At 71.9% G+C, this 26,395-nt stretch carries 25 protein-coding genes and 1 pseudogene; 13 read left to right on the top strand and 13 right to left on the bottom strand.

Features of this window, described 5'->3' with window-relative positions; all coding sequences use genetic code 11:
* Positions 1-34: 34 nt before the first annotated feature.
* The 3 genes from ACWGKQ_RS43585 to ACWGKQ_RS43575 all read right to left on the bottom strand — a co-directional run bounded on the left by ACWGKQ_RS43585 (position 35) and on the right by ACWGKQ_RS43575 (position 3,807).
* Complete coding sequence (locus tag ACWGKQ_RS43585) at positions 35-613, bottom strand: TerD family protein (RefSeq protein WP_453297606.1); 579 nt, start codon at positions 611-613, stop codon at positions 35-37.
* Positions 614-770: 157 nt separating this feature from the next.
* Positions 771-2,900, bottom strand: a complete 2,130-nt coding sequence (gene uvrB / locus ACWGKQ_RS43580; RefSeq protein ID WP_453297605.1) for an excinuclease ABC subunit UvrB — start codon at positions 2,898-2,900, stop codon at positions 771-773.
* A 40-nt stretch (positions 2,901-2,940) separates the two neighbouring features.
* Positions 2,941-3,807, bottom strand: a complete 867-nt coding sequence (locus ACWGKQ_RS43575) for an MHYT domain-containing protein (protein ID WP_453297604.1) — start codon at positions 3,805-3,807, stop codon at positions 2,941-2,943.
* Positions 3,808-4,083: 276 nt separating this feature from the next.
* Between ACWGKQ_RS43575 and ACWGKQ_RS43570 the strand changes: the two genes are divergently transcribed.
* Complete coding sequence (locus ACWGKQ_RS43570) at positions 4,084-4,953, top strand: glycerophosphodiester phosphodiesterase (protein ID WP_453297603.1); 870 nt, start codon at positions 4,084-4,086, stop codon at positions 4,951-4,953.
* A 49-nt stretch (positions 4,954-5,002) separates the two neighbouring features.
* Positions 5,003-5,557, top strand: coding sequence for a methylated-DNA--[protein]-cysteine S-methyltransferase (locus tag ACWGKQ_RS43565; RefSeq protein ID WP_453297602.1), 555 nt, complete (start codon positions 5,003-5,005; stop codon positions 5,555-5,557).
* A 61-nt stretch (positions 5,558-5,618) separates the two neighbouring features.
* Here the strand turns inward: ACWGKQ_RS43565 and ACWGKQ_RS43560 are convergent, their stop codons facing one another.
* Positions 5,619-6,047 (bottom strand): VOC family protein, encoded by a 429-nt coding sequence (locus tag ACWGKQ_RS43560; protein ID WP_453297601.1) that lies wholly within the window; start codon positions 6,045-6,047, stop codon positions 5,619-5,621.
* Positions 6,048-6,144: 97 nt separating this feature from the next.
* Here ACWGKQ_RS43560 and ACWGKQ_RS43555 point away from each other — a divergent pair, with 97 nt between their 5' ends.
* Together ACWGKQ_RS43555 and ACWGKQ_RS43550 are read left to right on the top strand one after the other, a co-directional pair.
* The gene (locus ACWGKQ_RS43555) at positions 6,145-7,053 is read left to right on the top strand and encodes a pseudouridine-5'-phosphate glycosidase (RefSeq protein ID WP_453297600.1); all 909 of its coding nucleotides are present in this window, start codon (positions 6,145-6,147) and stop codon (positions 7,051-7,053) included.
* Positions 7,054-7,106: 53 nt separating this feature from the next.
* The gene (locus ACWGKQ_RS43550; protein ID WP_453297599.1) at positions 7,107-8,036 is read left to right on the top strand and encodes a carbohydrate kinase family protein; all 930 of its coding nucleotides are present in this window, start codon (positions 7,107-7,109) and stop codon (positions 8,034-8,036) included.
* Positions 8,037-8,097: 61 nt separating this feature from the next.
* Here the strand turns inward: ACWGKQ_RS43550 and ACWGKQ_RS43545 are convergent, their stop codons facing one another.
* Positions 8,098-8,892, bottom strand: a complete 795-nt coding sequence (locus ACWGKQ_RS43545; protein WP_453297598.1) for a methyltransferase domain-containing protein — start codon at positions 8,890-8,892, stop codon at positions 8,098-8,100.
* Positions 8,893-9,129: 237 nt separating this feature from the next.
* On the opposite strand from ACWGKQ_RS43545, the gene corA reads away from it, so the two are divergent.
* Positions 9,130-10,257, top strand: a complete 1,128-nt coding sequence (gene corA / locus ACWGKQ_RS43540) for a magnesium/cobalt transporter CorA (RefSeq protein ID WP_453297597.1) — start codon at positions 9,130-9,132, stop codon at positions 10,255-10,257.
* Positions 10,258-10,283: 26 nt separating this feature from the next.
* Here corA and ACWGKQ_RS43535 read toward each other — a convergent pair whose 3' ends face one another.
* Together ACWGKQ_RS43535 and ACWGKQ_RS43530 are read right to left on the bottom strand one after the other, a co-directional pair.
* Entirely contained in the window at positions 10,284-10,697 is a 414-nt protein-coding gene (locus tag ACWGKQ_RS43535; protein ID WP_453297596.1) for a PPOX class F420-dependent oxidoreductase, read from the bottom strand.
* A gap of 55 nt (positions 10,698-10,752) precedes the next feature.
* Positions 10,753-11,385 (bottom strand): uridine kinase, encoded by a 633-nt coding sequence (locus ACWGKQ_RS43530; protein WP_453297595.1) that lies wholly within the window; start codon positions 11,383-11,385, stop codon positions 10,753-10,755.
* Between the two features lie 160 nt (positions 11,386-11,545).
* Between ACWGKQ_RS43530 and ACWGKQ_RS43525 the strand changes: the two genes are divergently transcribed.
* The 3 genes from ACWGKQ_RS43525 to ACWGKQ_RS43515 all read left to right on the top strand — a co-directional run bounded on the left by ACWGKQ_RS43525 (position 11,546) and on the right by ACWGKQ_RS43515 (position 14,631).
* Positions 11,546-12,247, top strand: a complete 702-nt coding sequence (locus ACWGKQ_RS43525; RefSeq protein WP_453297594.1) for a DUF2293 domain-containing protein — start codon at positions 11,546-11,548, stop codon at positions 12,245-12,247.
* Positions 12,248-12,420: 173 nt separating this feature from the next.
* Positions 12,421-12,900, top strand: coding sequence for an anthrone oxygenase family protein (locus ACWGKQ_RS43520; protein ID WP_453297620.1), 480 nt, complete (start codon positions 12,421-12,423; stop codon positions 12,898-12,900).
* A gap of 243 nt (positions 12,901-13,143) precedes the next feature.
* Positions 13,144-14,631, top strand: a complete 1,488-nt coding sequence (locus ACWGKQ_RS43515; protein ID WP_453297593.1) for a glutamate synthase subunit beta — start codon at positions 13,144-13,146, stop codon at positions 14,629-14,631.
* A 315-nt stretch (positions 14,632-14,946) separates the two neighbouring features.
* Here ACWGKQ_RS43515 and ACWGKQ_RS43510 read toward each other — a convergent pair whose 3' ends face one another.
* Both ACWGKQ_RS43510 and ACWGKQ_RS43505 read right to left on the bottom strand, forming a co-directional pair.
* Positions 14,947-15,222 carry a DUF397 domain-containing protein gene (locus tag ACWGKQ_RS43510; protein ID WP_089100964.1) on the bottom strand — a complete coding sequence of 92 codons (276 nt, stop codon included), beginning with the start codon at positions 15,220-15,222 and terminating at the stop codon, positions 14,947-14,949.
* On the bottom strand, positions 15,223-16,083 hold the full coding sequence (locus ACWGKQ_RS43505) for a helix-turn-helix domain-containing protein (protein ID WP_453297592.1): 861 nt from the start codon (positions 16,081-16,083) through the stop codon (positions 15,223-15,225). It abuts the gene before it with no gap.
* A gap of 486 nt (positions 16,084-16,569) precedes the next feature.
* Between ACWGKQ_RS43505 and ACWGKQ_RS43500 the strand changes: the two genes are divergently transcribed.
* From ACWGKQ_RS43500 to ACWGKQ_RS43490, 3 genes are all read left to right on the top strand, one after another.
* Positions 16,570-17,283: an ATP-binding protein gene (locus ACWGKQ_RS43500; RefSeq protein ID WP_453297591.1), complete on the top strand. Its 714-nt coding sequence runs from the start codon at positions 16,570-16,572 to the stop codon at positions 17,281-17,283.
* Positions 17,280-17,717: a hypothetical protein gene (locus tag ACWGKQ_RS43495; protein ID WP_453297590.1), complete on the top strand. Its 438-nt coding sequence runs from the start codon at positions 17,280-17,282 to the stop codon at positions 17,715-17,717. The genes ACWGKQ_RS43500 and ACWGKQ_RS43495 overlap by 4 nt, the downstream gene beginning before the upstream one ends.
* Before the next feature lie 285 nt (positions 17,718-18,002).
* Complete coding sequence (locus ACWGKQ_RS43490; protein ID WP_453297619.1) at positions 18,003-19,877, top strand: ABC transporter ATP-binding protein; 1,875 nt, start codon at positions 18,003-18,005, stop codon at positions 19,875-19,877.
* 24 nt (positions 19,878-19,901) lie between these two features.
* Here ACWGKQ_RS43490 and ACWGKQ_RS43485 read toward each other — a convergent pair whose 3' ends face one another.
* The 3 genes from ACWGKQ_RS43485 to ACWGKQ_RS43475 all read right to left on the bottom strand — a co-directional run bounded on the left by ACWGKQ_RS43485 (position 19,902) and on the right by ACWGKQ_RS43475 (position 22,383).
* Entirely contained in the window at positions 19,902-20,081 is a 180-nt protein-coding gene (locus ACWGKQ_RS43485) for a hypothetical protein (protein ID WP_453297589.1), read from the bottom strand.
* 154 nt (positions 20,082-20,235) lie between these two features.
* Positions 20,236-20,892, bottom strand: a complete 657-nt coding sequence (locus ACWGKQ_RS43480; protein WP_453297588.1) for a DUF899 domain-containing protein — start codon at positions 20,890-20,892, stop codon at positions 20,236-20,238.
* A 108-nt stretch (positions 20,893-21,000) separates the two neighbouring features.
* Positions 21,001-22,383, bottom strand: coding sequence for an amidohydrolase (locus ACWGKQ_RS43475; protein WP_453297587.1), 1,383 nt, complete (start codon positions 22,381-22,383; stop codon positions 21,001-21,003).
* Positions 22,384-22,505: 122 nt separating this feature from the next.
* Between ACWGKQ_RS43475 and ACWGKQ_RS43470 the strand changes: the two are divergent.
* Together ACWGKQ_RS43470 and ACWGKQ_RS43465 are read left to right on the top strand one after the other, a co-directional pair.
* Positions 22,506-23,461 (top strand): annotated as a pseudogene (locus ACWGKQ_RS43470) (endonuclease/exonuclease/phosphatase family protein).
* A gap of 171 nt (positions 23,462-23,632) precedes the next feature.
* A complete protein-coding gene (locus tag ACWGKQ_RS43465) occupies positions 23,633-25,003 on the top strand; it encodes an SMI1/KNR4 family protein (RefSeq protein WP_453297586.1) in 1,371 nt (456 codons plus the stop codon).
* Positions 25,004-25,043: 40 nt separating this feature from the next.
* Here the strand turns inward: ACWGKQ_RS43465 and ACWGKQ_RS43460 are convergent.
* Positions 25,044-26,395 (bottom strand): FUSC family protein (locus ACWGKQ_RS43460; RefSeq protein WP_453297585.1); only part of this gene is annotated, 1,352 nt, incomplete at its 5' end.

The raw sequence follows: 26,395 nt of genomic DNA, 5'->3' as shown, positions 1-26,395 counted from the left end.
TGCGCCGCCGGGCCCTGCCCGGAGGACCGAAGGGCTAGAGGACCGGCAGGATCGTCGGCACCAGGTCCTGGAAGGTGCGGCCCTTGGCCGGGACGCCCAGCGCCGTCATCGTCCAGCCGGATCCCGACCGGTGCACCTTCGCCATGATCTGGGCCGTGTACTCGCCGCCGCCGTCGAGCGTGTAGCGGGCGAGTTCCTGGCCTGTGGTCTCGTCGACCAGCCGGCAGAACGCGTTCTGCACTTCCTGGAAGGTCTGGCCGGTGAAGGAGTTGACGGTGAAGATGATCTGGTCGACATGGACCGGGACGCGCGCGAGGTCGACGAGGATGGCCTCGTCGTCGCCGCCCTGGCCCGCGCCGCCGACGAGGTTGTCGCCCGTGTGGCGGACCGAGCCGTCGTCGCTCACCAGGTGCCGGAAGAACACGACGTCGACGGGCTGCTTGTCGGCGAACAGCACCGCCGAGGCGTCCAGGTCGATCTCACGGGTGCGCGAGCCGAACAGCCCGCGCCGGGGTGCCGCCTTCCAACCAAGACCCATGCGGACGGCGCTCAGGGAGCCGCCGTCCTTCTTCTCCAGGCTGATGGCCTGACCCTTGGTCATGTTGACGGTCACGGCTGCTTCCCCTCGTCGGATGTCCCCTGCTGCCGCGGAGTGCGCGGTTGACCAAAACCCTATGCAGCGCCGCCGACAGTGCCGAACCCCGGCCCGCGCTTTGTGTCGGTCTTGCAACACTTCGCGTACTTGCCGGCGTCGGGCATTGGATCAGCGGTCAGGCCAGGCCCGCCTCCCTCATCTGGCGCAGTTCCTTCTTCATCTCGGAGACCTCGTCGCGCAGCCGGGCCGCGATCTCGAACTGCAGATCGGCGGCGGCGGCACGCATACGCTCCGTCATCTCCTCGATCTGCTCGGCGAGTTCGGCCGCCGGACGGTCGGTGGGCACCGTTTCCTTGGCCTTGCCCTTGGCGCCCTTGGCCGCCTTGTCGCCCAGGGACGGAACGGGAGCCTTGGCGCCCTTGCCGTCCTTCAGCTTGCGGTAGCCCGAGCCGAGCAGCTGTTCGGTGTCGACCTCTTCGCGGGCGATCTGGGCGACGATGTCGTTGATCTTCTTGCGCAGCGGCTGCGGGTCGATGCCGTTGGACGTGTTGTAGGCGACCTGCTTCTCCCGGCGCCGGTTGGTCTCGTCGATGGCCCTCTCCATCGCCGGGGTGATCTTGTCGGCGTACATGTGGACCTCGCCGGAGACATTGCGCGCCGCGCGGCCGATGGTCTGGATCAGCGAGGTGCCGGAGCGCAGGAAGCCCTCCTTGTCGGCGTCGAGGATCGCCACCAGGGACACCTCGGGCAGGTCGAGTCCCTCACGCAGGAGGTTGATGCCGACCAGGACGTCGAACTCGCCGGAGCGCAGCTCGCGCAGCAGCTCGACGCGGCGCAGGGTGTCCACGTCGCTGTGCAGATAGCGCACCTGGATGCCGAGCTCCAGGAAGTAGTCCGTGAGGTCCTCGGCCATCTTCTTGGTGAGCGTGGTGACCAGGACACGCTCGTCCTTCTCGGTGCGCTTGCGGATCTCGTGCACCAGGTCGTCGATCTGGCCCTCGGTGGGCTTGACGACGACCTGCGGGTCGACGAGGCCGGTGGGACGGATGATCTGCTCGACGACGCCGTCTCCACGGGAGAGCTCGTATGCGCCGGGGGTCGCCGACAGGTACACGGCCTGCCCGATCCGCTCCTGGAACTCCTCCCACTTCAGGGGGCGGTTGTCCAGGGCGGAGGGCAGCCGGAAGCCGTGGTCCACGAGGGTGCGCTTGCGGGAGGCATCGCCCTCGTACATCGCGCCGATCTGCGGCACGGTGACATGCGACTCGTCGATGACGAGCAGGAAGTCGTCCGGGAAGTAGTCGAGCAGGGTGTTCGGCGGGGAGCCGGGCGAGCGGCCGTCGAAGTGCATCGAGTAGTTCTCCACGCCGGAGCAGGAGCCGATCTGGCGGAGCATCTCGATGTCGTACGTGGTGCGCATGCGCAGCCGCTGCGCCTCCAGGAGCTTGCCCTGCTTCTCCAGTTCCGCCAGGCGCTCCCCCAGTTCCTTCTCGATGTCGTTGACGGCCCGCTCCAGGCGCTCGGGGCCCGCGATGTAGTGGGAGGCCGGGAAGACGTACAGCTGCTGGTCGTCGCTGATGATCTCGCCGGTGAGCGGGTGCAGCGTGGACAGCGCCTCGATCTCGTCGCCGAACATCTCGATGCGGACGGCGAGCTCCTCGTAGACCGGGAAGATCTCGATGGTGTCGCCGCGGACGCGGAAGGTGCCGCGGGTGAACGCCACGTCGTTGCGCGTGTACTGGATGTCCACGAAGCGGCGCAGCAGGTCGTCCCGGTCGATCTCGTCGCCGACCCGCAGCGGGACCATCCGGTCGACGTACTCCTGCGGGGTGCCGAGGCCGTAGATGCAGGAGACCGAGGCGACCACGATCACGTCGCGGCGGGTGAGCAGCGAGTTGGTGGCGGAGTGGCGCAGCCGCTCGACCTCCTCGTTGATCGAGGAGTCCTTCTCGATGTAGGTGTCCGACTGCGGGACGTACGCCTCGGGCTGGTAGTAGTCGTAGTACGAGACGAAGTACTCGACCGCGTTGTTCGGGAGGAGCTCGCGGAACTCGTTGGCCAGCTGGGCGGCCAGCGTCTTGTTCGGCGCCATCACCAGGGTGGGGCGCTGGAGCTTCTCGATCATCCACGCGGTGGTGGCGGACTTGCCGGTGCCGGTCGCGCCGAGGAGGACGACGTCCTTCTCGCCGGCCTCGATGCGCTTGGCCAGCTCGGCGATGGCCGCCGGCTGGTCGCCGCTGGGCTGGTACGGGCTGACGACCTCGAAGGGCGCCACCGTGCGTTCGATGTGGGAAACGGGCCGCATGGGTTCCACCGTACGGCCCCGCACTGACAACCGGTTCTGATCAGCGGTTCTGTGGGGTGCGCGAGCTGTGGTGGCTCTGCTGGCGGCCGACGCGGGGCTGCGGGCGGCGGCTCGGGTGGTGGGTGACCTCGTCGGCCGGGACGCCCGGCTTGTGCTCCGCGCGCAGCCGGTCGGGCTTGCCCGTGACCATCAGCGGGTCGAAGATCACGACGACGGCGGCGAGGCAGAGGAAGGCCAGCGGGCCGATCAGCATGGGGGCGAGCAGGGAGGCGGGCGAGTCGCCCGGGGACGTCACGCCGGCGCTGTGGAGGTGAACGGTGAGGGCGGCCATGCCGGTGTAGTGCATGCCGCTGACGGCGAGTCCCATGACGAGGCTCGCGCCGACGCTCCACAGGAAGCCGCGGACCTGCCCGGCCGCCCACAGGGCCGAGCTGGCCGCCACGACGCCTATCACGACCGAGGCGGCCACCGTGAACGTGTTGTACTCCAGGCTTCCGTTGAGGCGCAGGCCGGCCATGCCCAGGTAGTGCATCGAGGCGATGCCCAGACCGGTGATGGTGCCGCCCGTGAAGAGCGCGGTTCCGGTGGCGCCCCGGTAGCCGACTATGAAGATCCCGACGCTCACCATGACGATGGCGAGACCGAGGCTCGCATAGGTGATCGGTTTGTCGTAGTGGATCGGCGTCTCCTTGACGCTGAACCCCATCATGGCGACGAAGTGCATGGTCCATATGCCGGAGCCGATCGCGGCCGAGCCCAGGGCGAGCCAGGCGGGCCGCCAGGAGTGGGCCACGAGCATCGCCCGGGTCGTGCAGCGCAGCCCGAGGGCGCCACCGAGGCAGGCCATCAGATAGGCCACCAGCGGGGTGACGACCCCGTAGCTGAATCCGTCGACCGTGCCCTGCATGCGCGGCTGCCCTTCACCCTTTGCGACCCGGAATATGTGCAATGCGCCCCGTCCCAGGACCGCCCGAGCGGTCAGGGTTGACGCAGAGAGTATGACCCGCACCGGAATGGTCGAACGATTTTCCGGCAAAGAAACACGCCCTTGCCGCAGTTGTGCGGCAACAGTGAGCGGGCTTGGGCAACTCCATTCGATCTGTGGCCATCCCGTACCCGGCCGCTGTTGACTCACTGCTGTCACTCTTGTGCTGTCCGTGTTCGCTCGACACGAGGAGTACACATGCACGCGCGCGCAGTCGCCGCCACGGCCACCGCGCTGCTGGGAGCGGCCGCCCTGCTGAGCCCCGTCCCGGCCGCCCGGGCCGGCGATGCCCCCGAGCCCACGGTGCTCGCCCACCGAGGTGCCTCCGGCTACGCACCGGAGAACACGCTGCCCGCCATCGACAAGGCGGCCGCGCTGGGCTTCACCTGGGTCGAGAACGACGTCCAGCGCACCAAGGACGGCCGGCTCGTGGTCATCCACGACGACAGTCTCCAGCGCACCACCGACGTCGAACAGGTCTTCCCCGGCCGGGCGCCCTGGAAGGTGAAGGACTTCACCGCGGCCGAGATCGCCCGACTGGACGCGGGCAGCTGGTTCACCCGTTCCTACGCAGGTACGCGGGTGCCCACGCTGGCGCAGTACATGCGCCGGGTCGAGCACAACCACGAGAAGCTGCTCCTGGAGATCAAGAACCCGGAGCTGTACCCCGGCATCGAGCAGCAGATCCTCAAGCTGCTGGGCAACGAGGGCTGGCTGGACCGCCGGCACCTGGACCGGCTCGTCGTGCAGAGCTTCAGCGCGGACAGCCTGCGCATCGTGCACGGTCTCCGGCCCGCCGTGACGACCGGCTACCTCGGCACACCGTCCGCGGCGTCCCTGCCCCGGTACGCGGGCTTCGCCGACCTGATCAACCCCTCGGTGGACTCGATCTCCGCCGGCTATGTGAAGACCGTGCATTCGTTCGACGGGCCGCACGGCAGGCCGCTGCGCGTCTTCACCTGGACGGTGAACGACGCGGTCACCACCTGGAAGGCCGTCGGCTACGGCGTCGACGGCATCATCAGCAACAGACCCGACGTGGTGCGGGCCGCGCTGCGGGCGAGCTGAGCACGGCGGGCGGCAGGCGTTGTCAGTGGCGGGTCGTACGGTGGGGCACATGGACAGCGAAGGGCAGTACGGGCAGCGGGTGGTGTGGGCCGTCGTGGGCACCGACATCGGTCCGCTGCTGCTCGCGGCGACCGGCAGCGGCCTGGTCAACGTGGTGTTCCACGCCACCGACGCGGTACGGGAGCGGGCGGTGGAGCGGCTGGCCGCCCGGCTGGGCACCGAGCCCGTCGAGGATCCCGCGGAGCCGGTGCTGGCCGAGGCGATATCCCAGCTGCGGGCGTACTTCGCGGGCCGGCGGCAGGACTTCGACCTGCCGCTGGACTGGTCGCTGATCTCCGGTTTCAACCGGCAGGTGCTGCGCGAGCTGGCCGCCGGCGTGCCGTACGGCACCGTGGTCGGGTACGGCGATCTGGCGGGGCGGGTCGGGCAGCCCGGCGGCGCGCAGGCGGTGGGTGCCGCGATGGGCGCCAATCCGCTGCCGGTCGTCGTGCCGTGTCACCGGGTGGTGGAGAGCGACGGCGGGATCGGCGGGTTCGGGGGCGGTCTGGAGACCAAGCGGAAGCTGCTCGCCCTGGAGGGTGTGCTGCCCGAACCGCTGTTCTGAGGCACGGTCCCCGAGCCTGCGGTCCCCCGAGCCCCGGTCGTGCGGTGACCCGCCGACGCGGTCAGCCGTAGTGCCGTGCCTCGACGACGTTGCCGTCGGGGTCCCGGAAGTAGAAGTTGCGCGGGGCCTCGCCGCGGGCACCGAAGGAGTCGTGTCCGATGTCGGTCATGGGGACGGCGTGCTCGGCGAGGCGGGCGCGCAGGGCGTCGAAAGCGTCGGACGGCAGGGCCACACAGACGTGGTTCACGGGGTGGCCCGCGCTGTCGGCGGCGCCGGGGAGTACGGGCATGCGCTCGGCGAGGGTGAGCGGGGCGAGGTCGAGGATGGTCTCCTCGTTGACACGTACGGAGGGGAAGGGCACCTCGCCCGCGGTGAACTCGGCGACCCGCAGCGGCTCCAGGCCGAGCATCCGTTGGTAGAAGCCGGCCGCGGCGGCCGGGTCGGCGACCCAGAGGACGACGTGGTCCAGACGTACCGGGTTTTCGGTCATGCTGCCCAGGCTGGTGGCGTCCCCCACAGGCCGCAAGCGTTTAGCCGGGTGTACCCCCCGCCAGAGATGAGGGAAGACCGACGGACAGGAGGCAGGCGTGGTGCTGGTGGTGTCGGAAGAGGTCAGGGAGGCGCTCGACGCGGGTCGTGCGGTGGTCGCCCTGGAGTCCACGATCATCGCGCACGGGCTGCCGCGCCCGCGCAACCTCCAGGTGGCACTGGAGCTGGAGGACACGGTACGGCGCGCGGGCGCGGTGCCCGCGACCATCGCCGTGCTGGACGGGCGGCCCCATGTCGGCCTGGACAAGGACCAGTTGGAGCGGGTCGCCAACGAGGACGCGATCCGCAAGCTGGGCCACCGCGACCTGCCGCTCGCCGTGGCGGTGGGGGCGAGCGGGGCGACCACCGTGTCGGCGACGGCGCAGCTGGCGGCGCTGGCCGGTCTCCGGGTGTTCGCGACGGGCGGTCTCGGCGGGGTGCACCGCGAGTGGACGGTGACCCAGGACGAGTCCGCCGACCTCGGCCTGCTGGCACGCACCCGGATCACGGTGGTGTGCGCGGGCGTGAAGTCGATCCTGGACGTGCCGGCCACCCTGCAGCGCCTGGAGACCCTGGGCGTGGCCGTCGCCGGGTACGGCACGGACCGCTTCCCCGGTTTCTACCTGTCCGACTCCGGGCATCCGGTCGACTGGACGCTCGAGACCCCGGAGCAGGTCGCGGACGTCATGCGGGCGCAGGACGCGCTCGACGCGGCGGACACGGCGCTGATCGTCGCCAACCCCGTCCCGGAGGCGGAGCAGCTCGACCCCGCGCTGCACGCGCGCGTGCTCGCCGACGCGCTGCACGCGTGCGACGCGGAAGGGATCACCGGCCAGGCGATCACGCCGTTCCTGCTGGGCTATCTGGTCCGGCACACGGACGGCGCCTCGCTGGAGGCCAACCTGGCGGCCGTGCGCGGCAATGTCCGGCTCGCGGCACGGATCGCTTCGGCGTGGGCCAGGGGGTGACGACCGGGCGCGGGACAGGTCCGGGTGCCGCAACGGCCCTTGGCGAGGGGGCGATGCCTGGCGGGAACCGGACGCCCGGCGACGGCGGGGCGCTGCTGGTCGTCGGGGACGTCGTCACCGATGTCGTCGCGCGGTACCGAGGGCCGCTCGCGGGCGGCACCGACACGGCCGCCGTGATCCGGACCCTGCCCGGCGGGGCGGGCGCCAACGTGGCCTGCTGGGCCGCCCACGCGGGCTGTGCGGACGTCCGGCTGCTGGGCCGGGTGGGCGTGGACGCGGCCCAGTGGCACGAGCGGGAACTGGTCGCCGCCGGGGTGCGGCCCGGGCTCGTGGTGGACCCGGAGGCGGCGACCGGGACCGTGATCTGCCTGGTGGACAACGGCGCCTCGGCCGAGCGCACCTTCCTCACGGACAGCGGGGCGTCCCTGCGGCTGGAGCCCGCCGACTGGTCGGACGCGCTGCTCGACGGGGTGGCCCGGCTGCACCTCTCCGGCTATCTGCTGTTCTCCGAAGCGAGCCGGGCCCTGGTGGCGGTGGCGCTGGCGGCGGCACGCGCGCGTGGCGTGCCGGTGAGCCTGGACCCGGCGTCGGCGGGGTTCCTCGTGGCGCTGGGCGTGGACCGTTTTCTCGCGCTCGCCGAGGGGGTGGACGTCCTGCTGCCGAGCCGGGACGAGGCCTGCCTGCTGACGGGGCTGCCCGATCCTGCGGACGCCGCGGCCAAGCTGAGCCGTCAGGTGCCGCTGGTGGTGGCCAAGGCGGGAGCGGACGGTGCGCTGGTGGCCCGGGCGGGCGGCGTCCTCGCGCGCATCCCGGCCGTCCCTGCGACGCCCCGGGACACCACGGGCGCCGGTGACGCCTTCACCGGGGCGTTCCTCGCCGCGCTGGTGGCCGGCGCGGACGCTCAGGAGGCAGCGGTGCGGGGCTGCCGGGCGGGCGCGCAGGCGGTGGAACGCGTGGGGGCGAGACCGCCCGCCCGGGACTGACCGCGGCACCCGCCGGGAAGCGGCGCAACCGGTCACCGCACCGCGCCCAGGAGCGGTGGGCCTACGCCTTGCGGCCCCACGCCGAGATCATCGGGGCCGTGGCGAGGTCCATGCTGCCCGTCGCCACGTTGGCCAGGTGCCGGTCGATGTCCTCGTCGGTGGCCAGGCCGGCCGTGACGAGCCGGTCGCGGATCTGCCGGACGGTGGCGGTCTCCAGGGCGGTGCAGGCGGGCGAGGCGACGGGGAAGTAGGCGTCGGCCTCCACCTGCTCCAGCCCGGCCTCACGGAGCAGCCGGGGGAGCTTGCGGCCGTACGAGAGGTCGGCGCCGCGTTCGGCGAGGAGCTTGCGGAAACCCTGGCGCAGGCGGTTGGCGAGCTGCTGCTCGGGGCCGTACTCGTAGAGGCAGGTGAGGGGCTGGAGAGCGGGGTCGGCGTCCTCGATCAGCAGTCGTCCACCGGGGCGCAGGGCCTTGATCATGGAGCGCAACGCCCGTTCGCGGTCCGGCACATGGACCAGGACGAGCCGGGCGTGCACCAGGTCGAAGCCCTCCCCCGGCGGCTCCTCGGCGCCGACGTCGTGGGTGCGGACCTCGACGGGTGCGTGGGCGGCCGCGGCGAGCAGTGAGGTGTCGATGTCGGTGGCGACGACCCGACCGGTCGGCCCGACCTTCCCGGCCAGCCAGGACACCACGGAGGTGCCGCCGGCCCCGACCTCCCAGCAGCGCCAGCCTGGTCCCAGACCGAGTGCCTCGAGGTGGCGGAAGGTCGTGGGGTCGAAGAGGTTCGCGAAGGCGTCGAAGCGCTGTCCGGCCTCGCTCTGGCGGTTGTCGAGGAGGTATCCGTCGGCCTGTGTCATGAAGCGATGATCCCAGTTGCCCGGCTTGTCCGGGCGGCCGACCGGCGGGCAACCAAGTCGGGCAACCAAGTCAGGGATCCGAGTCGGGGATCCGAGTCGGGGACACGGTTTTCCACAGGCGGGAACCAACCGGAACTCGCTGTTCCCACAGGCTTACCCGGGTCTCACACCGGACTGGCAGACTTGCCGGGCAAGGCGGGAAGCGTTGCGCGAGTGGATCCACGCAAGGAGATCCGGATGACGGTGGCAGGGAATCTGCGGAAGGTCACGGGGCTGGGCAGGGCCGGCGGCCTGCGCAGGGTGGCGCGGCTGGCCCGGCGGCTGCCCCGCGTCGACCTGAACCACCACGCGCGGTCCCCGCTGGGCTCCTCGGTGGTCAACTGTGTGACGTACGAGGACGGGGTCCGGGTCCCGGAGTGCAGCGACCTGTTCTCCGCCGTGGAACGGGTGCGCAAGAAGGGCGAGGGGTTCGTCTGGCTGGGGCTGCACGAACCGACGGACAGCGAGTTCGCGGGCATCGCCGAGCTGTTCCACCTGCACCCGCTGGCCGTGGAGGACGCGGTGGAGGCCCATCAGCGGCCCAAGGTGGAGCGGTACGGCGAGACGCTGTTCGCGGTGTTCAAGACGGTCTGCTACGTCGAGCACGAGAAGCTGACGGCGACCAGCGAGGTGGTCGACACCGGCGAGATCATGGTGTTCGTCGGCGAGGACTTCGTGATCACGGTACGGCACGGCCGGCACGGCTCGCTGGGGCCGCTGCGCGAGGAGCTGGAGGCCACGCCGAAGCAGCTCGCCAAGGGGCCGGCGGCGGTGCTGCACGCGATCGCTGACCATGTGGTCGACGACTATCTGAGCGTCACGGACTCGGTGCAGGGCGATATCGACCAGGTCGAGGCGGACGTGTTCGCGGAGAACGGCGCACGGACCGACCCGGGCCGGATCTACCAGATGAAGCGTGAACTCCTGGAGCTGAAGCGGGCGGTGGTGCCGCTCGCCAGGCCGATGGAGGAGCTGACCACCCGGCCGATACGGGTGATCGCCCCCGAGATACAGGCCTACTTCAGGGATGTGCTCGACCATCTGATGCGGGCGAAGGAACAGATCGCGGCCTTCGACGAGTTGCTCAACTCCATTCTCCAGGCGCATCTGGCGCAGGTGACGGTCGCGCAGAACGAGGACATGCGGAAGATCACGGCCTGGGCCGCGGTGATCGCCGTGCCGACGATGGTGTGCGGTGTGTACGGCATGAACTTCGATCACATGCCGGAGTTGCACTGGCGGTTCGGCTATCCACTCGTCATCGGCGTCATATCGGCGGCGTGTCTGGTGCTGTACCGCGGCTTCAGGCGCAACGGCTGGCTCTGAGCCGCTCGCCCGCGACGTGCGGCCCGTCAGGCCGAGAAGGCGACGATCCTGCGCGGCACGACCCTGATGATCAGGCGGGTCTCGTCGTCCTTCTCCGCGGGCGGGTCGATGCCGAGGTACTTGTGGGAGAGCTCGTACGGGAGCCGCTTGCCCTCGTCCGGGAGGATCTCGGCGGTGCCGCGGATCTCGGCCGAGTGGTAGGGGTTGGTCAGGTCGAAGACCGTGAGGCTGACGCGGGGGTCACGGCGGAGGTTGCGCACCTTCTGACGGCCGCCGGTGGACGAGAAGAGCACGGTGTCGCCCTCGCGTTTGATCCAGACCACCGAGTTGTGCGGGGCGCCGTCGGGGCCGAGGGTGGCGACGCTGGCGAAGTTCCTGGCGTCGAGGAGGGCGCGAAGGGAGTCGTCGAAGGTGACCGGAGCATTCGAGGAGGTCGGCATGTGAACCACCCTACTTAAATGCACGCGCATATAAAAGCGCCCGCCGCGAGGCCCCTCAGCCGCTCCACGCCGGATGCCGTGGGTCGTCGGCCCGGACCAGGACGTCGGCCGTGCCTGCGGGATCGGACTCGGCCGCGTAGCGCTCGAAGGCGGGGAGGGTCCAGTGGTCGGTCTCGGGGGTGCGGCGGCGCAGGGCGCCGGGAGTCAGGAGGAGATGGACGGTCAGGTCGAACGGGAACCAGTGCCGCAGCAGGAGGGGTCCGTGCAGCAACAGGAGGCCGCCGGGAGGGAGTTGGACATAGGGGCTGCGGGTAGCGCGGTCGGTGGCCGGGTCCCACAGGTCGGCCAGGACACGGCCGGTCCCGCCGGGGTCGAGAGGACCGAAGACCTCGCGCCACAGGGCGTTGGTGTCGAACCAGCCGCCGTAGTACGACTCCGCGTCCCGGCGCCCGTGCTCCAGGCGCAGCGAGGCGGGGCGCAGGAATCCCTCGGTGCCCACGACGAGCGACGGCCGGCCCCGTACCCGCAGCGCCTCACCGACGCGCTCCGCGAGGTCGCCGGGCCGCGCGGCCGGGGCACCGTCGAAGGCGACGCGGGGCCAGACGCTCCCGTCGGCGGGCTTCAGTTCGACCAGCCGCTCGGCCAGACGGTCGGCGAGCCGGTCCCAGGTGATCGCTTCGAGTCGCACAGGATCATGATGCCGGGTCGGCTGTTCGGGCACGCCGGGACGGCCCCGGGGCCGGGCAGCGACAGCGACAGCGACAGCGACAGCGACAGCGACAGCGACAGCGACAGCGACAGCGTGAAACGACGTGAGATCAGTCCCCGGGAAGGGGAAAGTACCGCATGTGACCCGCCTCGCAACTCCCCCTCACCACGGTGGACTTCTGGTCGTCCAGCCGCTGCGGCGCAAGCGGTGCGCGGCGTGCAGCCGGGGGCCGTTGTCGCTGCTGGTGGTGGAGGACGGGGTGCCGCGGTGCCTGGAGTGTGCCGACCTCGGGCATCTGGTGTTCCTGCCGCGTGGCGACACGGCACTGACCCGGCGGTCGCGGGAGGAGAGCACGCTGTCGGCGGTGGTGGTGCGGTTCAACCGGCGCAAGAGCCGGTACGAGCGGCAGGGCGTCCTGGTCGAGGAGGCCGCGCTGGCCAGGGCCGAGGCGCGGTGCCTGGCCGACGCCGAGGCGCGGCGGCGGCGCCGGGCGCGGGACGCGAAGCGGCGGGCGGCCGAGGACGTGCGGTTCACGGAGGCGTTCGCGGCGGAGATCCTGCGCCTGTTTCCGGGCTGCCCGGAAGGGCGGGCCCGGGCGATCGCTGCGCACGCGTCGGCGCGGGGCAGCGGGCGGGTCGGGCGGACCGCGGCCGGGCGGGCCCTGTCGGAGGGCGCGGTGGTCTCGGCGGTGGTGGCGGGGGTGCGACACGTGGACACGCCGTACGACCAGCTGCTGATGAGCGGGGTGCCGCGGTACGAGGCGCGGCGGCGGATCGCGCGGACGGTGGCCGCGGTGCTGCGGGAGTGGGAGGCGGGGGTGGAGATCCGCTTGACCGGGTGACGACGGGCAGGGGCGCAGGGGTGTAGAGGTGAGGGCGGAGATGGAGGAGGGCGTGGGGGGTGATTCCGGTCGGATGTGTATGTGGACGGGCTTCACAGTCATGGCAGGGGGTGGCCCGTGGGCATTGACTTGAGTGGCGGAGGTGTCCAGGGGCGAGAGTGGGTGTGGTGGTCGTGATCGACGGGCCGTATTACGTGCTGGTCCTGCTGGGGGTACTGGGGGCCGGACTGGTGGCGGGAGTGTTCTGCGGGTTCTCGACCTTCGTGATGCGCGGGCTGGCCTCGTTGCCGCCGGCGCAGGGGGTCGCCGCGATGAACGCGATCAACCGGTCGGCTCTGACCCCGGCGTTCATGCTGGTGTTCGCGGGGTCGGCGGTGGTGTGCGCGATGATCGCGGTGGTGACGTTCGTGGTGTGGCCGGACGGCGGGAAGGCGGAGCTGCTGCTGGGCAGCGGGCTGTATCTGTTCGGCTCGTTCGGGCTGACCGCGATGGCGAACGTGCCGCGGAACGAGGCGCTGGCCAGGCTGGAGCCGGGCACGCCGGAGGCCGCCTCCTACTGGCCGGTGTATGTGCGGGAGTGGACGCTCTGGAACCACGTGCGCACCGTCGCGTCGGCCGCGGCGGCGGTCGTCTACGTACTGGCCCTGTCCTGAGGGAGACGCGGGAGCGGACTGCCCCCGACTGGACACGACCTGGACACAGCCTGGACGGGGCCTTGAAGCACCCTGGAAGCGGCCTGGATCCCAGCTGGCCCCCGGCTGGCTCCCGCCTGAGGAAGCCCCAGCCAGAAAGCGCTGTCAGCCACTCTGCGGGCGGGCCCGAGGGGACGTATCGTGGCCGAAAGAGTGCCGCCCGATGAAGCACGGCCTGGGTAACCGCACGCAAGGAAGACGACCATGGCCGATCCCAAGGGGTTCATGACCACGCCGCGCGAGGAGTGGCCGCGGCGGCCCGTCGAGGAGCGGGTCCGGGACTGGGACGAGGTGTACGTCCCCGGGGCGCTGCTGCCGATCATCAGCAAGCAGGCGGACCGCTGCATGGACTGCGGTGTGCCGTTCTGCCACGACGCGTGTCCGCTGGGGAACCTGATCCCCGAGTGGAACGACCTGGTGTCGCGGGAGGACTGGCGGGCGGCGAGCGACCGGCTGCACGCGACGAACAACTTTCCCGAGTTCACGGGACGGTTGTGCCCGGCGCCGTGCGAGGCCGGCTGTGTGCTCGCGATCAACCAGCCCGCCGTCACGATCAAGAACGTCGAGTGCGCCATCGCGGACCATGCGTGGGCGCAGGGGTTCGCCTCGCCGCGGCCGCCGGAGCGGCTGTCCGGGCGGACCGTGGCGGTGATCGGGTCGGGGCCGACCGGGCTCGCGGCGGCGCAGCAGCTGACCCGGGCCGGTCACACGGTCGCCGTGTACGAGAAGGACGACCGGCTGGGCGGGCTGATGCGGTACGGGATCCCCGAGTTCAAGATGGAGAAACACCATCTGGAACGGCGGCTGGGCCAGATGCGGGCCGAGGGGACGAAGTTCCGCACGTCGGTGACGGTCGGACGGGACGTGCGGGCAACGGAGCTGCGGTCCCGGTACGACGCGGTGGTGATCGCGACCGGGGCGACGGCGTGGCGGGAACTTTCGGTGCCGGGCCGGGAGTTGGACGGAATACACCAGGCGATGGAATATCTGCCGCTGGCCAACCGGGTGTGCGAGGGGGATCTGGCCGAGTCGCCGATGTCGGCGGCCGGGAAGCATGTGGTGATCGTGGGCGGGGGTGACACGGGGGCGGACTGTCTGGGGACGGCGCTGCGGGAGCGGGCCGCGTCGGTGACCCAGCTGGACATCTACGCACAGCCGGGCGCCGAGCGGGACGAGGACCTCGAGCCGTGGCCGACGTATCCGAAGATCTACCGGCTGTCGGCGGCGCACGAGGAGGCGCGGGACCTGGAGACGGCGCCCTTCGCGGACGCGGACGCGCGGCTGTTCGCGGCGTCGACGCTTCGCTTCACGGGCGACGAGAGCGGGCACGTGCGGTCGCTGCATCTGGTGGAGGTGGACGAGGCGCGGCTGCCGGTGCCGGGGACCGGGCGCACGCTCCCCGTCGACCTGGTGCTGCTCGCGCTCGGTTTCTCCGGGCCCGACCGGGAGGACGGACTCCTCGACCAGCTGGGGGTGGTGACGGAGCCGCGCGGGACCGTCTCCCGGGACGCCGGTTTCGCCACGAACGTGCCCGGCGTGTTCGCCGCCGGGGACGCGGCGCGCGGGCAGTCGCTGATCGTGTGGGCGATCGCGGAGGGGCGGGCGGTGGCGGCGGCCGTCGACCACTATCTGACGGGGAGTTCGCGACTTCCGTCGCCGATATCGCCGTACGACCGGCCGATGACGGTGTAGCCGCCGGGAACGGCGGTCCGGCGCGATCTCGCGGTCGGACCGCCGTCGATCGAGCAGATCTACTACGGATCGAGTAGATCTACTAGGGACTGAGCCTCGGCCGGGACCGGCTGCGGCAGCCTCCGTTCCCGGTGATGGCCGTCAGCCGGCTGGTGGACGCACCCCGGCGGATGTGGTGCTGGCTGTGACGCCCGCGCGTAAGCGCCTGACGCGGTCAATGATCAATTCAGTAACAGGACAAGAAGATCGAACATGTGATTACTTGAACAACAGAACGACACAGGAAGGTCAGGGGCGTCACGAAGATCAGGAAGGTCAAGAGAGCAGGAAGTCGGCCTCCCCCGCCTTGGCGCCCTCGATGAAGGCGGTCATCTCGTCCGTGGTGTAGATCAGCGCCGGCCCGTCCGGGTCGGTCGACTGGCGGACGGCGATCCGGCCGTCGGCCAGCTTCATCGCCTCCAGGCAGTTGCCCCCGTTGCCGCCGCTCCACGGCTTGTGCCAGCCCTCGCTGCCCAGTTCCCGGGCAGGCATGCCGTTGTAGATCCGCTCGGTGCGGTTCCGCGGCCCGGACTGGGGCTTTATTCGATCCATTCACAGCTCCTTGCGGAGATCCCGGAGGATCTCCTTCGTGCGTTGTGCCGTAGCGGCCTGCGCCGCCATGCGGTCCATGACCTCGAGGTGGGTCGCCACCTCGGTGCGCGCGTCCAGGTAGACGGCGCCGGTCAGGTACTCGCTGTAGACCATGTCCGGCAGTTCGGGCATGGCGAATCGGAACAGCACGAAGGGCCCGTACGTCCCCGGGTGCGGCCCGCTGGAGAACGGGGCGACCTGGAGCGTCACATTGGGCAGCTTCGTGACCTCGAACAGTCGGTCGATCTGCGCGCGCATCACCTCCGGACCGCCGACCGGGCGGCGCAGGGCGGTCTCGTCCATCACCGCCCAGACGCGGGGGGCGTCGGTACGGGTGAGCAACTGCTGGCGTTCCATGCGCAGGGCGACATGGCGCTCGATCTCCTCCGGCTCCGTCTGGCCGACGGCGCCCGACTTCAGCACCCCGCGCGCATAGTCCTCGGTCTGCATCAGCCCGGGCACGAAGTGCGGTTCGTAGGAGCGGATCAGGCTCGCCGCGCCCTCCAGGCTGACGTACATGGAGAACCAGGTCGGCAGGATGTCGTGGAACCGCTGCCACCAGCCGGGCCTGTTGGCGTCCTCGGCGAGCCGGACGAAGAGGTCGGCCTCGTCGTCGGTCACCCCGTAGGCCTTCAGGAGCAGTTGGAGGTACGGGATCTTGAGGGCGACCTCGGCCATCTCCATGCGGCGGACGGTGGCGGGCGCCACGCGGAGCACACGGGCGGCCTCCTCGCGCTTGAGCCCTGCGCGTTCCCGCAGGTCGAGGAGGCGCCGACCGAGGACCACCTGACCCACCGTCGGCGCGGACCGCGGCTCGCTCACGCTCCACCTCCACGAAGTTCCCTGGCCCGGCCCGCCCGTCGGGCTCGCCGGCGTCATGGCCGCCATGCACATACAACAGCTGCCATGCACATACAGGTGTCACCCGGCATGCGGACAACCCAGCGGCGCCATTCGAAGACTCATTCGAAGATCTGACGATATGACCGAAATGACCAGAAGGGCCGATTCAGGCCGAACAGCCGGAACAATCCCGTTCGGTCATATCGGTCGCATTGGCCGGATCGGTCCGCCGGATCCTCACTGATCCCAACTGGCGCCGCTCGACATGCTGTTGCGAGCAGTGTGCCACGGCCCTTCACCGCGTCACACAGCACTCTGCATTTTTCAGAGTGACACTTGCCAAGTGTTCACGGCGGGGAGATAGTGGCAAGCGTGATTCCGTCCGCGCCCTTAGGAACAGACGCCGCCGCAGACCGTCTCGGTCTCGGTGCTGATGGGGGTCCTCCCGTGCGAACTCCTTCGAGCGTGGGGGAGGCAGCCGCCCCAGGTGAGGGCACTGCCCAGCGCCGGTTCCGGTTCGAGCTGGCCGCCCATCCGGGCTCCCCCGCCCAGGCGAGACGCCTGGTGCGTGCCCGGCTGACCGGCTGGTCGGTCTGCGCGGACACCTGTGACACCGCCGCCCTGGTCATATCCGAGCTGGTCACCAACGCGATCGTGCACACCGCGAGCACTCGCGTCGTGTGCGAACTGCACGACCACGACGACACGGTGCGCATCGCCGTGCACGACGAGGGCTGTTCGCCCGACGAGCCGCACCCGTCCCCGCAGCGCCCCGACGAGGAGCACGGGAGGGGGTTGCTCCTGGTCGACGCGCTGTGCCAGGCCTGGGGGGCTCAGGAGCACGGGCCCGGGCTGCTGGTCTGGGCGGAGTTGCCCCGCCAGACCGATGCCGCCCAGGACACCGCCGAGCCGCGCAACGACCTGGGCTGGGGCGCCCGCCCCGCACCGGGTCCGTCGCACGGCTCGCCCCACGGGCCCGCGCACACTCCGGCGCATCCACCGTCGTCGGGCTCCGGCGCGGAGGAACAGTCCGGGGCACTGGGACCCTCCGGGACTCTGAGACACCCCGGCGTGCCGGAACAGTCCGGGACTCTGAGACACCCCGGCGTGCCGGAACAGTCCGGGGCTCCGAGGCAGCCCGGCGTGCTGGGGCCGGTGCCCCGGCGGAGGCAGGCATGAACGGCGCGCCCGGTTCCGGCCGGCCGCTGGGCCTCGACACCCTGGTCCGCCTGAAGCGTGACCGGCGGTCCTGGCCGGCGGGCGGCACCGGCGGGTCGTTCCCGGTGCCCGAGGGCATGACGGCGCCGCTGGGCTGCGACGCCGTTGCCGTACCCGCGCGGCTCGGGCCGCTCGTCGTACCGCGGCTGCCGCGGGTGGGATGCGTGTACGCCGATGGCACGCACTGGTGGTGGATCGTCCCGTCGGACTCCGACGACGCCCTCACCTGGCCCGCCCCGGCCCACTACAGCGCGGGCGCCTCGCTTCCCGGCACCGCCCGCCTGATCCACCGCCCCGAGGGCAAGGTGCCGTACACCCCGCCGATACCGCTGTACCTCGCCCTGTGCCGGGTGACGGGGACGACGCCGGAGTGGTCCCGCCCCCTGACCGCGTGACGCGCGTGACACTGCGCGGCTTCGGCCCGGCAGCGGAGTGGGACCGGCCGGCCCGGGGTCACCTCGGTCCGCACCCCCCGCGCACTCCCCCGCGCCCCGCGAGCCTCGTCGCGCGCCCTGCCCGGTGGCGGCTCCGCCCGCGATAGTGGCCGTTCGTCCATGGCCACGGCCACGGCCACGGCCACGGCCCCGGGGAGGATCGCGGTGAGGAAGAGGCGGGACACGGCGGCGCCCGAGGTGTCGGAGTCGGAGCAGTTGCTGTTCGGGGGACCGCTCCGCTACGACATGGGCTGGAACCAGCACCGGGACGCCTTCCTGGAGCTGGACTTCCGCGCCATGATGACCCGGCTGCCCGGCATGCTCACGTCCAGTCTGCGGCTGGCCCGGCAGGCGGACGCCCGGGCCGCGCGGATCGTGCTGGCCTCGCAGGTGGGCGTCGGCGTGGCCCAGGCGGTGAGCCTGCTCGCCGTGAACAGCGTGCTGGGCCGGCTGATCGGTACCGGCACCATCGAGGAACGGCTGCGCGGCGCCGCCCCCGCCCTGGTGACCATGGCCGCCGTCATGTTCGTGGCCGCCCTGCTGCGCGCCGCGTCCACGTACGCCACCGGCCGCCTGGAACCCAAGGTCGAGCGGGTGGCGACCGAGATGTACCTGGAGCGGGCCGCGGCCGTCGAGCTCGCCGCCATCGAGGACCACGCCTTCCACAAACTGCTGGACACCGCGCAGTACGGCGCCTCCTCCGCCCGCCGCATGATCATGTACGGCACACGCGTGGTGAACGCGATGATCTCGCTGATCGCCGCGGCCGGTGTGCTGACCGTGCTGCACCCGGCCCTGCTCCCGCTGCTGATCACGATGACGATCCCGAGCGCCTGGGGCGCCCTGACCAACGCCCGGCGCCGCTACGAGTCGTTCCACACCTGGGTGCAGCACGCCCGCGCCGGTCATCTGATCAGCAGCCTGCTCACCGAGCCGGAGGCGGCGCCGGAGATCCGGGTGCACGGGGTCGGCCCCTTCCTGCTCCGGCACTTCCGGGCCATGTCGGAGACGGCGGAGGCGGAGCAGGCCCGGCTGGCCCGGCTCGCGGCCCGTACCGGCCTGATCGCGGCGGCCTGGACCGGCCTGGCGACCGTCGCCACGTACGCGACGCTGGGCGGGCTGCTGCTGAGCGGGGCGATGGCGCTGTCGGTGGCCGGTACGGCGGTGATCGCGATCCGGTCCGGCTCGGCGAGCCTCAACACCCTCGTGCTGGAGATCAACACACTGCACGAGGAGGCGCTGTTCGTGGGCGACCTGGAGCGGCTGTACGTCGAGGCGGCGGACCGCGCGATCCCGGTCGGCGGCGACCCGCTCCCCGAGGACCCGCGGGAGATCCGCTTCGAGAACGTCACCTTCGCCTACCCGAGCGACCATCCGGACGACGCCACCCGCCCCGCCCTGGACGACGTCACGCTCACCCTCCCCCTCGGCCGGATCGTCGCCCTGGTCGGCGAGAACGGCTCCGGCAAGACCACTCTGGTCAAGCTGCTGGCCGGGCTGTACCAGCCGGACCGCGGCCACATCCTGTGGGACGGCGTCGACGCGGCGCGGGCCGACCGGCACCGGCTCGCCGAGCGCATCGCCATGGTCGCCCAGGACTTCAAGCGCTGGCCGTTCACCGCCAAGGTCAACGTGGCCGTCGGCCGCTCGTCGGCACCGCTCACCGACGAACGGCTGGCGACGTCGGTCTCGGAAGCGGGCGCCGAGGAGGTGGTCGAGGACCTGCCGCGCGGCCTGGACACCCTGCTGGCCCGCAACTTCAGCGGCGGCCACGAGCTGTCCGGCGGCCAGTGGCAGCGGCTGGGCATCGCGCGGGCCGCCTACCGGCGCGGTCACATCCTGATCGTGGACGAGCCGACGGCCGCCCTGGACGCCCGGGCCGAGCTGGAGGTCTTCGAGAAGATCCGCGCGCTGGCGGGCAACGGCCAGACCGTCGTACTGATCACGCACCGGCTGGCGTCGGTCCGGCACGCGGATCTGGTGCATGTCCTCGACCAGGGCCGGGTGGTGGAGTCGGGCACCCCCGACGAACTCCTGGCGAGCGGCGGTGTCTACGCGGAGCTGTACGCGCTCCAGGCGGACCAGTTCACGGCGAAACTGCCGGTCCGCAAGGCCGGTTAGCCGTCACGGCCGGTCAGCCCCCGGTCAGCCCTCGGCACCGCCGGTGCCGCGCACGATGACCAGGAACGTGTCCGTGGCCAGATCCATGACGACCTCGGCGGGCAGCCCTTCCAGCCGCCGAGCCCGCGCGAACTCCTCCGCAGGCCATGATCCTCGCGGTCCGCCTGCGGGAAAGCGTTCGAGCACGGTTCGCCCGTTCACCATCCTGCACCTCCAGAAATGCGTCCTACCTGTAGGAGTTAACGCTCTGGAGAACGCGAACGGCTCGCCCGGTGACACTACTGAGACATAGCCGACACGCTGCAGGGGCGGACGGTGAGGGTCCGTTGACTTTCGGCCACGTTCGTGACCGACTGTGTCAGTCTTCGTACTCGTCGTGATAGCGGATGCGGTCGCTGCCCTCCGGTGTCCGGCCCAGGGCCGTCAGGTCGAGCAGGGAGCCGGCCGGACCGAGTCCGTCGAGGCCGCGGTCGTACACCGAATAGGTGTGGAAGACCCGGTCGCGCTCCCGCAGGAAGCAGCTGATTCCGGGCCGTTCGACCGGTTCGTCGTCCACGACGATGGTCGCCTCGAAGTCGCGGTTGAAGTCGTGGTCGAAGTCGCTGTGGTACGAGGAGTACCAGGGCAGCGTCCAGCCCATCCGCGCCTTGAACGGCAGGATCCTGGTGAACGGCGCCCGGGAGACCGCCGCGAACGAGGTGCCGCGCGCCCGCAGATGGGCGAGGTGGCCGAGCTGGTCCAGGAAGGCGGCGCAGCAGGGACAGCCGGCCTCCCACTCCGGGTCGAACATGTAGTGGTGGACGACGAGTTGGGCCCGCCCGTCGAAGAGGTCCAGCAGGGTCGCCTTGCCGTCGCCGCCCTCGAAGACGTACCCGGGGTCCACCTCGACCATGGGCAGCCGGCGCCGCTCTGCGCTCAGCGCCTCCCGCGCCCGTGTGAGCGCCTCCTCCCTGAGCAGTAACTCCGCACGCGCGGCACGCCACCGCTCACGCGAGACGATCTCCGGAAGCGACATGGGCCCTCCTGTACAACGGTCGGTTCCGGGTGGTGACCGCGGGAGGGGAGAGAACTCATCGGCGCGGCCGAAGAATTTTTTCCGCGCCTCGGATTCTTCTCGGTGCCCTCAGGTGTCGTACTCCTGGATGCGCCGTCCGTGTCCGCGGTCGACGAGCCCGGGCAGCCGGTCCGTCAACTCCTGGACGACCGCGGGCACGTCGAGGGTGAGCAGCTCGCGGTCGCGCATCAGGACGCGGCCGTCGACGATCGTGGTGCGGACGTCGGCGGAGCGGGCGCTGTGCACCAGGGTGGCCGCGAGGTCGTGGACGGGCTGGGTGTGCGGCCCGGTGAGGTCGACGAGGACGATGTCGGCGCGGTGGCCGGCCGCCAGGCTGCCGATGCTCGCGCCGAGCCCGACCGCCCGCGCGCTCTGCAGCGTGGCGTGGTGCAGGGCCTGCCGGGAGGTCAGCCAGCGCGGGTCCCCCTCACTGGACTTCTGGATCAGGGACGTGAGCGCCATCGACTCCCACACGTCGAGGGAGTTGTTGGAGGCGGCGCCGTCGGTGGCGAGGCCGACCGGGACGCCCGCGGCACGCAGGGCACGGACCGGTGTGGTGGTGGGCCACCCGAACTTGAGGTAGGTGCGGGGCGCGGTCGCCACGGCCGTACGGCCGCCGGTGCGTTCCAGCAGGGGCAGATCGCGGTCGAGGATGCCGGTGCCGTGGGCGATGAGCAGATCGGTGTCGAGGAGCCCGGCGCGGTCCAGGACCTCGACGGGGGTGGCGCCGTGCCGGGCGAGGCTGGTGTCGGTCTGGTCGCGGTTCTCGGCGGCGTGCAGGTGCACGGGCAGGCCGTGGGCGCGGGCGAGTTCGGCGGTCGCGGCGAGGTCGGCGTCGGTGACGGTGTACGGCGCGTGCGGGGCGAGGGCGGTGGTGATCCGGCCGCCGGCCCGCCCCCGGTGCCGGAGTGCGAACTCCAGCGACCGCTCCCGGCCCGCGTCCCCCTGCGAGGAGAAGTAGGCCTCTCCCAGCTGGGCCCGCAGCCCGCACTCGGCGACGACGGCGGCGACCGCGTCCATGTGGAAGTAGTGGTCGGCGAAGCAGGTGACCCCGCCGCGGATCAGCTCGGCACAGGCGAGCCGCGCTCCGAGTTCCACGTCCCGCTCGGTGAGGTTGGACTCGACGGGCCAGACGACGTCGTTGAACCACGCCTCGGTCGGCAGGTCCTCGGCGAGTCCGCGCAACGCGACCATGGGCGCGTGCGTATGACAGTTGATCAGCCCCGGCAGGGCGGCCTGCCCCCGCGCGTCGATCCGCTCGACGGCGTCCGCCCCGGTCCGCGCGCCGACGTCTGCGCGTGGACCCACGGCCTCGATGATCCCGTCCCGTACGACGATCGTGGCGTCCTCGAGGAATCCGACCCGTTCCTGCTCGTCGTGGACGAGTGCGGTGCACCCGGTGATCACGAGGTCGGCGGGAGCGGAGCCGTGATCGGCGGGAGCAGAGCTCATCGGCCCAACGTACGGCAGGGTCCGCGGCCCGCGTGAGCCGAACCGCGCATCCGGTCCCGGCTCTGTCGCGGAGCGGATCGGACGAGCACGCTGGCCGCACCACCTCCTGGAAGGAGCCCGGCATGCTCCTGGGCACCTGGAACCTCGAAAACCTCTACCGGCCCGGCAGCCCCTACGGCCCCAAGGACAAGTCCGCCTACGAGGCGAAGCTCGCCGCCCTCGCCTCCGTGATCGGCACGCTCGACCCGACCCTGCTCGGCGTCCAGGAGGTCGGCGACCCCGACGCCCTGGCGGACCTGGCCGAACTACTGGGCCCGGGCTGGCGGTTCGCCCTCTCCTCGCACCCGACGGCCGGGGCATCCGGGTCGGCTTCCTGGCCCGTACCGAGCTGACGGTGGCAGCCGACACGGCCGCGTTCCCGGCCGGGCTGCGCCCGGTGCAGACGGACGACTCGGGCGGGACCGCCGCCCAGGCCGGGCGCGGCTTCCTGGCGGTCACCGTCCAGGCCCCGGCCGGACCGCTCACGGCGGCGGTGGCCCACCTCAAGTCCAAGCTCCTGACCTACCCCGGGGACCGTTTCTACCCGCACGACGAGGGCGAACGGGCGCGCTACGGGGCGTACGCCCTCTACCGGCGCGCCGCCGAGGCGACGGCACTGCGGGCGCTGGCGGACGAACTCCTCGCCGGGCAGGGCAGGTCCCGCGACATCGCGGTCCTCGGCGACCTCAACGACGAGGTGCAGGCGGCCACCACCCAGATCCTCCTCGGCCCGCCCGGCTCGGAACTCGGCACCACCGGCTACGACCACGCGGACAAGGGCGACGCCGTACGGCTGTGGGACACCGCCCCGCGCATACCGGAGGAGCAGCGCTACTCCCGTGTCGACTCCGGGCGCCACGAACTGATCGACCACATTCTCCTCAGTCACCGGCTGGTGCACCGGTTGTCGGAGGCGGGCACGGGTCTGCCGGGCACCACCGCCCCGCCGGACCTGCCGTCGGTGGGCGAGGACCCGGCCGAGCGGCGCGGGGTCGCGGGGTCGGACCATGCGCCGGTGTGGGCGCGGTTCGCGGACTGAGACGGGGCGCTGCCCACAGCTCCGGGACGGGTGGCGGCAGCGGGCGGACCGGGCAGCCGCGGACGGACCGGACGACGGCGGACGGACCGGGCCGCAGCGGTCTCCGTGATAATCACATCGCGTATCGCATCGCCGCCGCCTCCCTCCCTTCCCGAACGACTGGAGTCCCCCTTGCCCGCACTGCACGACTTCGCCACCTGGGAGCCGGTACTGCGGCTGCTGCGTGCCGCGCACACGGAGCGTCTCCTCGTACCGGACGGCCAAGTGGTGGGGCGTATCGGCCTGTTCGGCTGGAGTCTCGACCTGCCCCGCCCGACCCCACCGCCCGGGCGGGCTGCCCAGGTGGAGGACGTGCAGGACGAGTTCGACGCGGTACAGCGGGTGCAGGAGGCGCTGGCCGAGGCCGACGTCGACGACGTGGCCTTCACCGCGGCGATCCGGCCGGACGGGCGGACCGTGCTCCACGTCATCGGCCGCAGCCCCGCCGCGACACCGGGGATCGGGAATCCGCACCCGAGTTCGCTGATCCTGGTCGAGGACGCCGTACCCGAGCCCTGGCGCCGGCTGCCCGAGCCGACGCCGGGCGCGGTGCCGCACCCCTCCGCGGACCCGGGGCTGCTGGAGCGGACACTGCGCGAACGCCTCCCCGACGCGGTCGGCGCGACCGGGGCGGAGATCGCGGCGGCGGAGGCCCGGCTCGGCGTCCCGCTGCCCGCGGAGCTCAGGGCGCTGTACCGGGTGACGCGGGCGCGCTGGGAGGACTGGAAGGACCCGTACGCCGGCTCCGAGGCGGTCGGCTGCGAGCTCTTCCCGCTGGACGAGGTGTACCTCGCGGACGCGTCGACCCGTCCGACCGACTGGCAGTTCGCGGCGATGGACGCGGTCGTCACCCCGCCGGACGCGGCGGTGCAGGGGCTGGTCGGCTCACCGGGCTGGGTCGTCTTCGGCGACAACGGCGGCGGTGACCGGATCGCGGTGGACCTCACGCCGGGCCCCGCCGGCCACACCGGGCAGATCATCGTGATCGGCCACGAGGACCACACCGGAGCCGGTCTGCTCGCCGGCTCCCTGACCGACCTGGTGGTGAACCTGCCGGAAGACGTACGGCGCGGCGGCGACGCCGGGCACCACCCGCCGGCCGTGGCACACGTCAACCACTGGGGCATCGGGAGTGTCGAGGAGGCCGCCCACCCCGGCCTGGAGGTGCTGAGCATCGGCGTACTGGACGAGGGCCGGCGGTTCGGCCTCGCCCCGGTCATCGGGCTGCCCCGGCTGCGGACCCTCAGCGCCTACCCCGACACGCTCGCCGACCCGCTGGAGATCGCGAAGCTGACCGGTCTGGAGTTCCTGGAACTGAGTCCGGAGGACTGGCGGGTCCTGCTGGACGCGTCGGCGGTTCCGCGCAGCCTCTCGGCGGCGGCCGTCGAGGTGCACGGCGACCGGCCGCCCCTGCCGATCGTGGACCTGGCCAACGAGATCCTCGCCCTCTGGAACCGCCCGCCCATCCCGGTGACGGTCCTGGAGGGCACCCTGGGGCGCTGATCTGCCTGGCTTTACGCCGTTAGGCGCGGATATATGCGGCTTACGCGGCGACCGGCATCCGCGGCACCGCGAGCCCGAGTCGCTGCCCGTCCCGCTCCAGTTCGGCGGCCAGGTCCTCGAGTTGCCGGGTGTGCCGGGCGGTGAGCCGTCCCGTCTCGTCGAGGTGCACGGCACACGCGGTGGTGGTGTCCACCAGCCGTTCGAGTACGGCGGCCACCGCGTCCGTGCCCTCGGTGTGCCGGGCGAGGGCGGGGAGTTCGGCGGCGGCGAGGGCGATGGCGGTGCGGGCCTCGGCGAGGGTGCGGTAGGCCTCGCGGCGCAGGGCCCAGCGTTCGCCGCGGTCGCCGGACTCGCTGAGTACGTGGTCGAGATAGGCGTGCGCGGCCCGCCCGGCCGCCGCGAGCCGGGCCCGTACCGTGCCGCCCCGCTTCCCCGCCATCGGCAGATGGCCGACGATCAGCACGATCGCGCAGGCCAGCAGCGTCTCGCCGATGCGGCTGACGGATGCCTGCGGTTCGCCGCCGACCATGACCAGGGCGAGCACGAGGACGGTGACGACGGCGGTCTGGGCGCCGAAGTGCCGGGTGGACACCGGGACGACCGCCCCGCAGACGGCCACCAGCACGATGAGTCCTTCGGGCCGGGGCAGTACGGCGGCGAGGCCCGCGAAGACGAGGGCGCCGAGCACGGTTCCCGCGGCCCGGCACAGCACCCGGGAGGCGAGCGGCCCGAGATCGGGCTTGACGAGGAAGACCGCGGTGGCGGGCAGCCAGTACCAGTGCTGGTGCTCGCCGTACCAGCGGGCGTGGTGCAGGGCCTGGGCGATGGCGGCGCTGGCCCCGAAGCAGAGGGCGACCCGCAGCCCGTACTCCCGTCCGCCGCTGCCGAGCGCGGCCCGTACGAGGTCGAGGGCGGGGCGGCGCCGGGCAGGTGGCCGCTGCTCGCCGTCCCCGGCCCGGTCGAAGGTCTCCGCGGCGCGCAGCAGGGCGTCGTCGAGGGCGCGCAGCGCGGGCGCGGACCGGGAGGGTGCGGGCAGCGGTCCGGTGCCGCCGGCCGCCCGGACGGCGACGGCGAGCCGCCGGGGCCCCTGAGCCGCCCGCGCGGATATCGGCTCCCCGGCCCAGGCGAGGGCGGTGGCCGCCTCGGCGAGCGGCAGGGCCGCGGCGTACTGCGCGTGCAGCCGGCGTTCGGCGGCGGAACTGGCGTACCGGCGCAGCCGGGGCCCGGTGAGCGCGTCCTGGGCGTGGTCGAGCGCGGCGGTGAGGGCGACGCGCTTGGGGCCGGCCGCCTCGCCGCCCACCGCGTCGAGGAGGTCGGCGACGGCGTCGTACACGGCGGCGACGGCGTCCCGCTCCCCGTCGAAACGGAAGTCACCGGCGATCGCGCCGGGCG

Source organism: Streptomyces sp. NPDC054770 (assembly GCF_053611985.1).
This window is presented reverse-complemented; position numbering and strand designations above follow the sequence as displayed.

Excerpts from the sequence above, each read along its gene's own strand:
- uvrB (WP_453297605.1), bottom strand. The coding sequence starts at position 2,900 with ATGCGGCCCGTTTCCCACATCGAACGCACGGTGGCGCCCTTCGAGGTC.
- ACWGKQ_RS43575 (WP_453297604.1), bottom strand. The coding sequence starts at position 3,807 with ATGCAGGGCACGGTCGACGGATTCAGCTACGGGGTCGTCACCCCGCTG.
- ACWGKQ_RS43570 (WP_453297603.1), top strand. The coding sequence starts at position 4,084 with ATGCACGCGCGCGCAGTCGCCGCCACGGCCACCGCGCTGCTGGGAGCG.
- ACWGKQ_RS43565 (WP_453297602.1), top strand. The coding sequence starts at position 5,003 with ATGGACAGCGAAGGGCAGTACGGGCAGCGGGTGGTGTGGGCCGTCGTG.
- ACWGKQ_RS43560 (WP_453297601.1), bottom strand. The coding sequence starts at position 6,047 with ATGACCGAAAACCCGGTACGTCTGGACCACGTCGTCCTCTGGGTCGCC.
- ACWGKQ_RS43550 (WP_453297599.1), top strand. The coding sequence starts at position 7,107 with ATGCCTGGCGGGAACCGGACGCCCGGCGACGGCGGGGCGCTGCTGGTC.
- ACWGKQ_RS43545 (WP_453297598.1), bottom strand. The coding sequence starts at position 8,892 with ATGACACAGGCCGACGGATACCTCCTCGACAACCGCCAGAGCGAGGCC.
- corA (WP_453297597.1), top strand. The coding sequence starts at position 9,130 with ATGACGGTGGCAGGGAATCTGCGGAAGGTCACGGGGCTGGGCAGGGCC.
- ACWGKQ_RS43535 (WP_453297596.1), bottom strand. The coding sequence starts at position 10,697 with ATGCCGACCTCCTCGAATGCTCCGGTCACCTTCGACGACTCCCTTCGC.
- ACWGKQ_RS43515 (WP_453297593.1), top strand. The coding sequence starts at position 13,144 with ATGGCCGATCCCAAGGGGTTCATGACCACGCCGCGCGAGGAGTGGCCG.
- ACWGKQ_RS43510 (WP_089100964.1), bottom strand. The coding sequence starts at position 15,222 with ATGGATCGAATAAAGCCCCAGTCCGGGCCGCGGAACCGCACCGAGCGG.
- ACWGKQ_RS43495 (WP_453297590.1), top strand. The coding sequence starts at position 17,280 with ATGAACGGCGCGCCCGGTTCCGGCCGGCCGCTGGGCCTCGACACCCTG.
- ACWGKQ_RS43490 (WP_453297619.1), top strand. The coding sequence starts at position 18,003 with ATGGGCTGGAACCAGCACCGGGACGCCTTCCTGGAGCTGGACTTCCGC.
- ACWGKQ_RS43485 (WP_453297589.1), bottom strand. The coding sequence starts at position 20,081 with ATGGTGAACGGGCGAACCGTGCTCGAACGCTTTCCCGCAGGCGGACCG.
- ACWGKQ_RS43480 (WP_453297588.1), bottom strand. The coding sequence starts at position 20,892 with ATGTCGCTTCCGGAGATCGTCTCGCGTGAGCGGTGGCGTGCCGCGCGT.
- ACWGKQ_RS43475 (WP_453297587.1), bottom strand. The coding sequence starts at position 22,383 with ATGAGCTCTGCTCCCGCCGATCACGGCTCCGCTCCCGCCGACCTCGTG.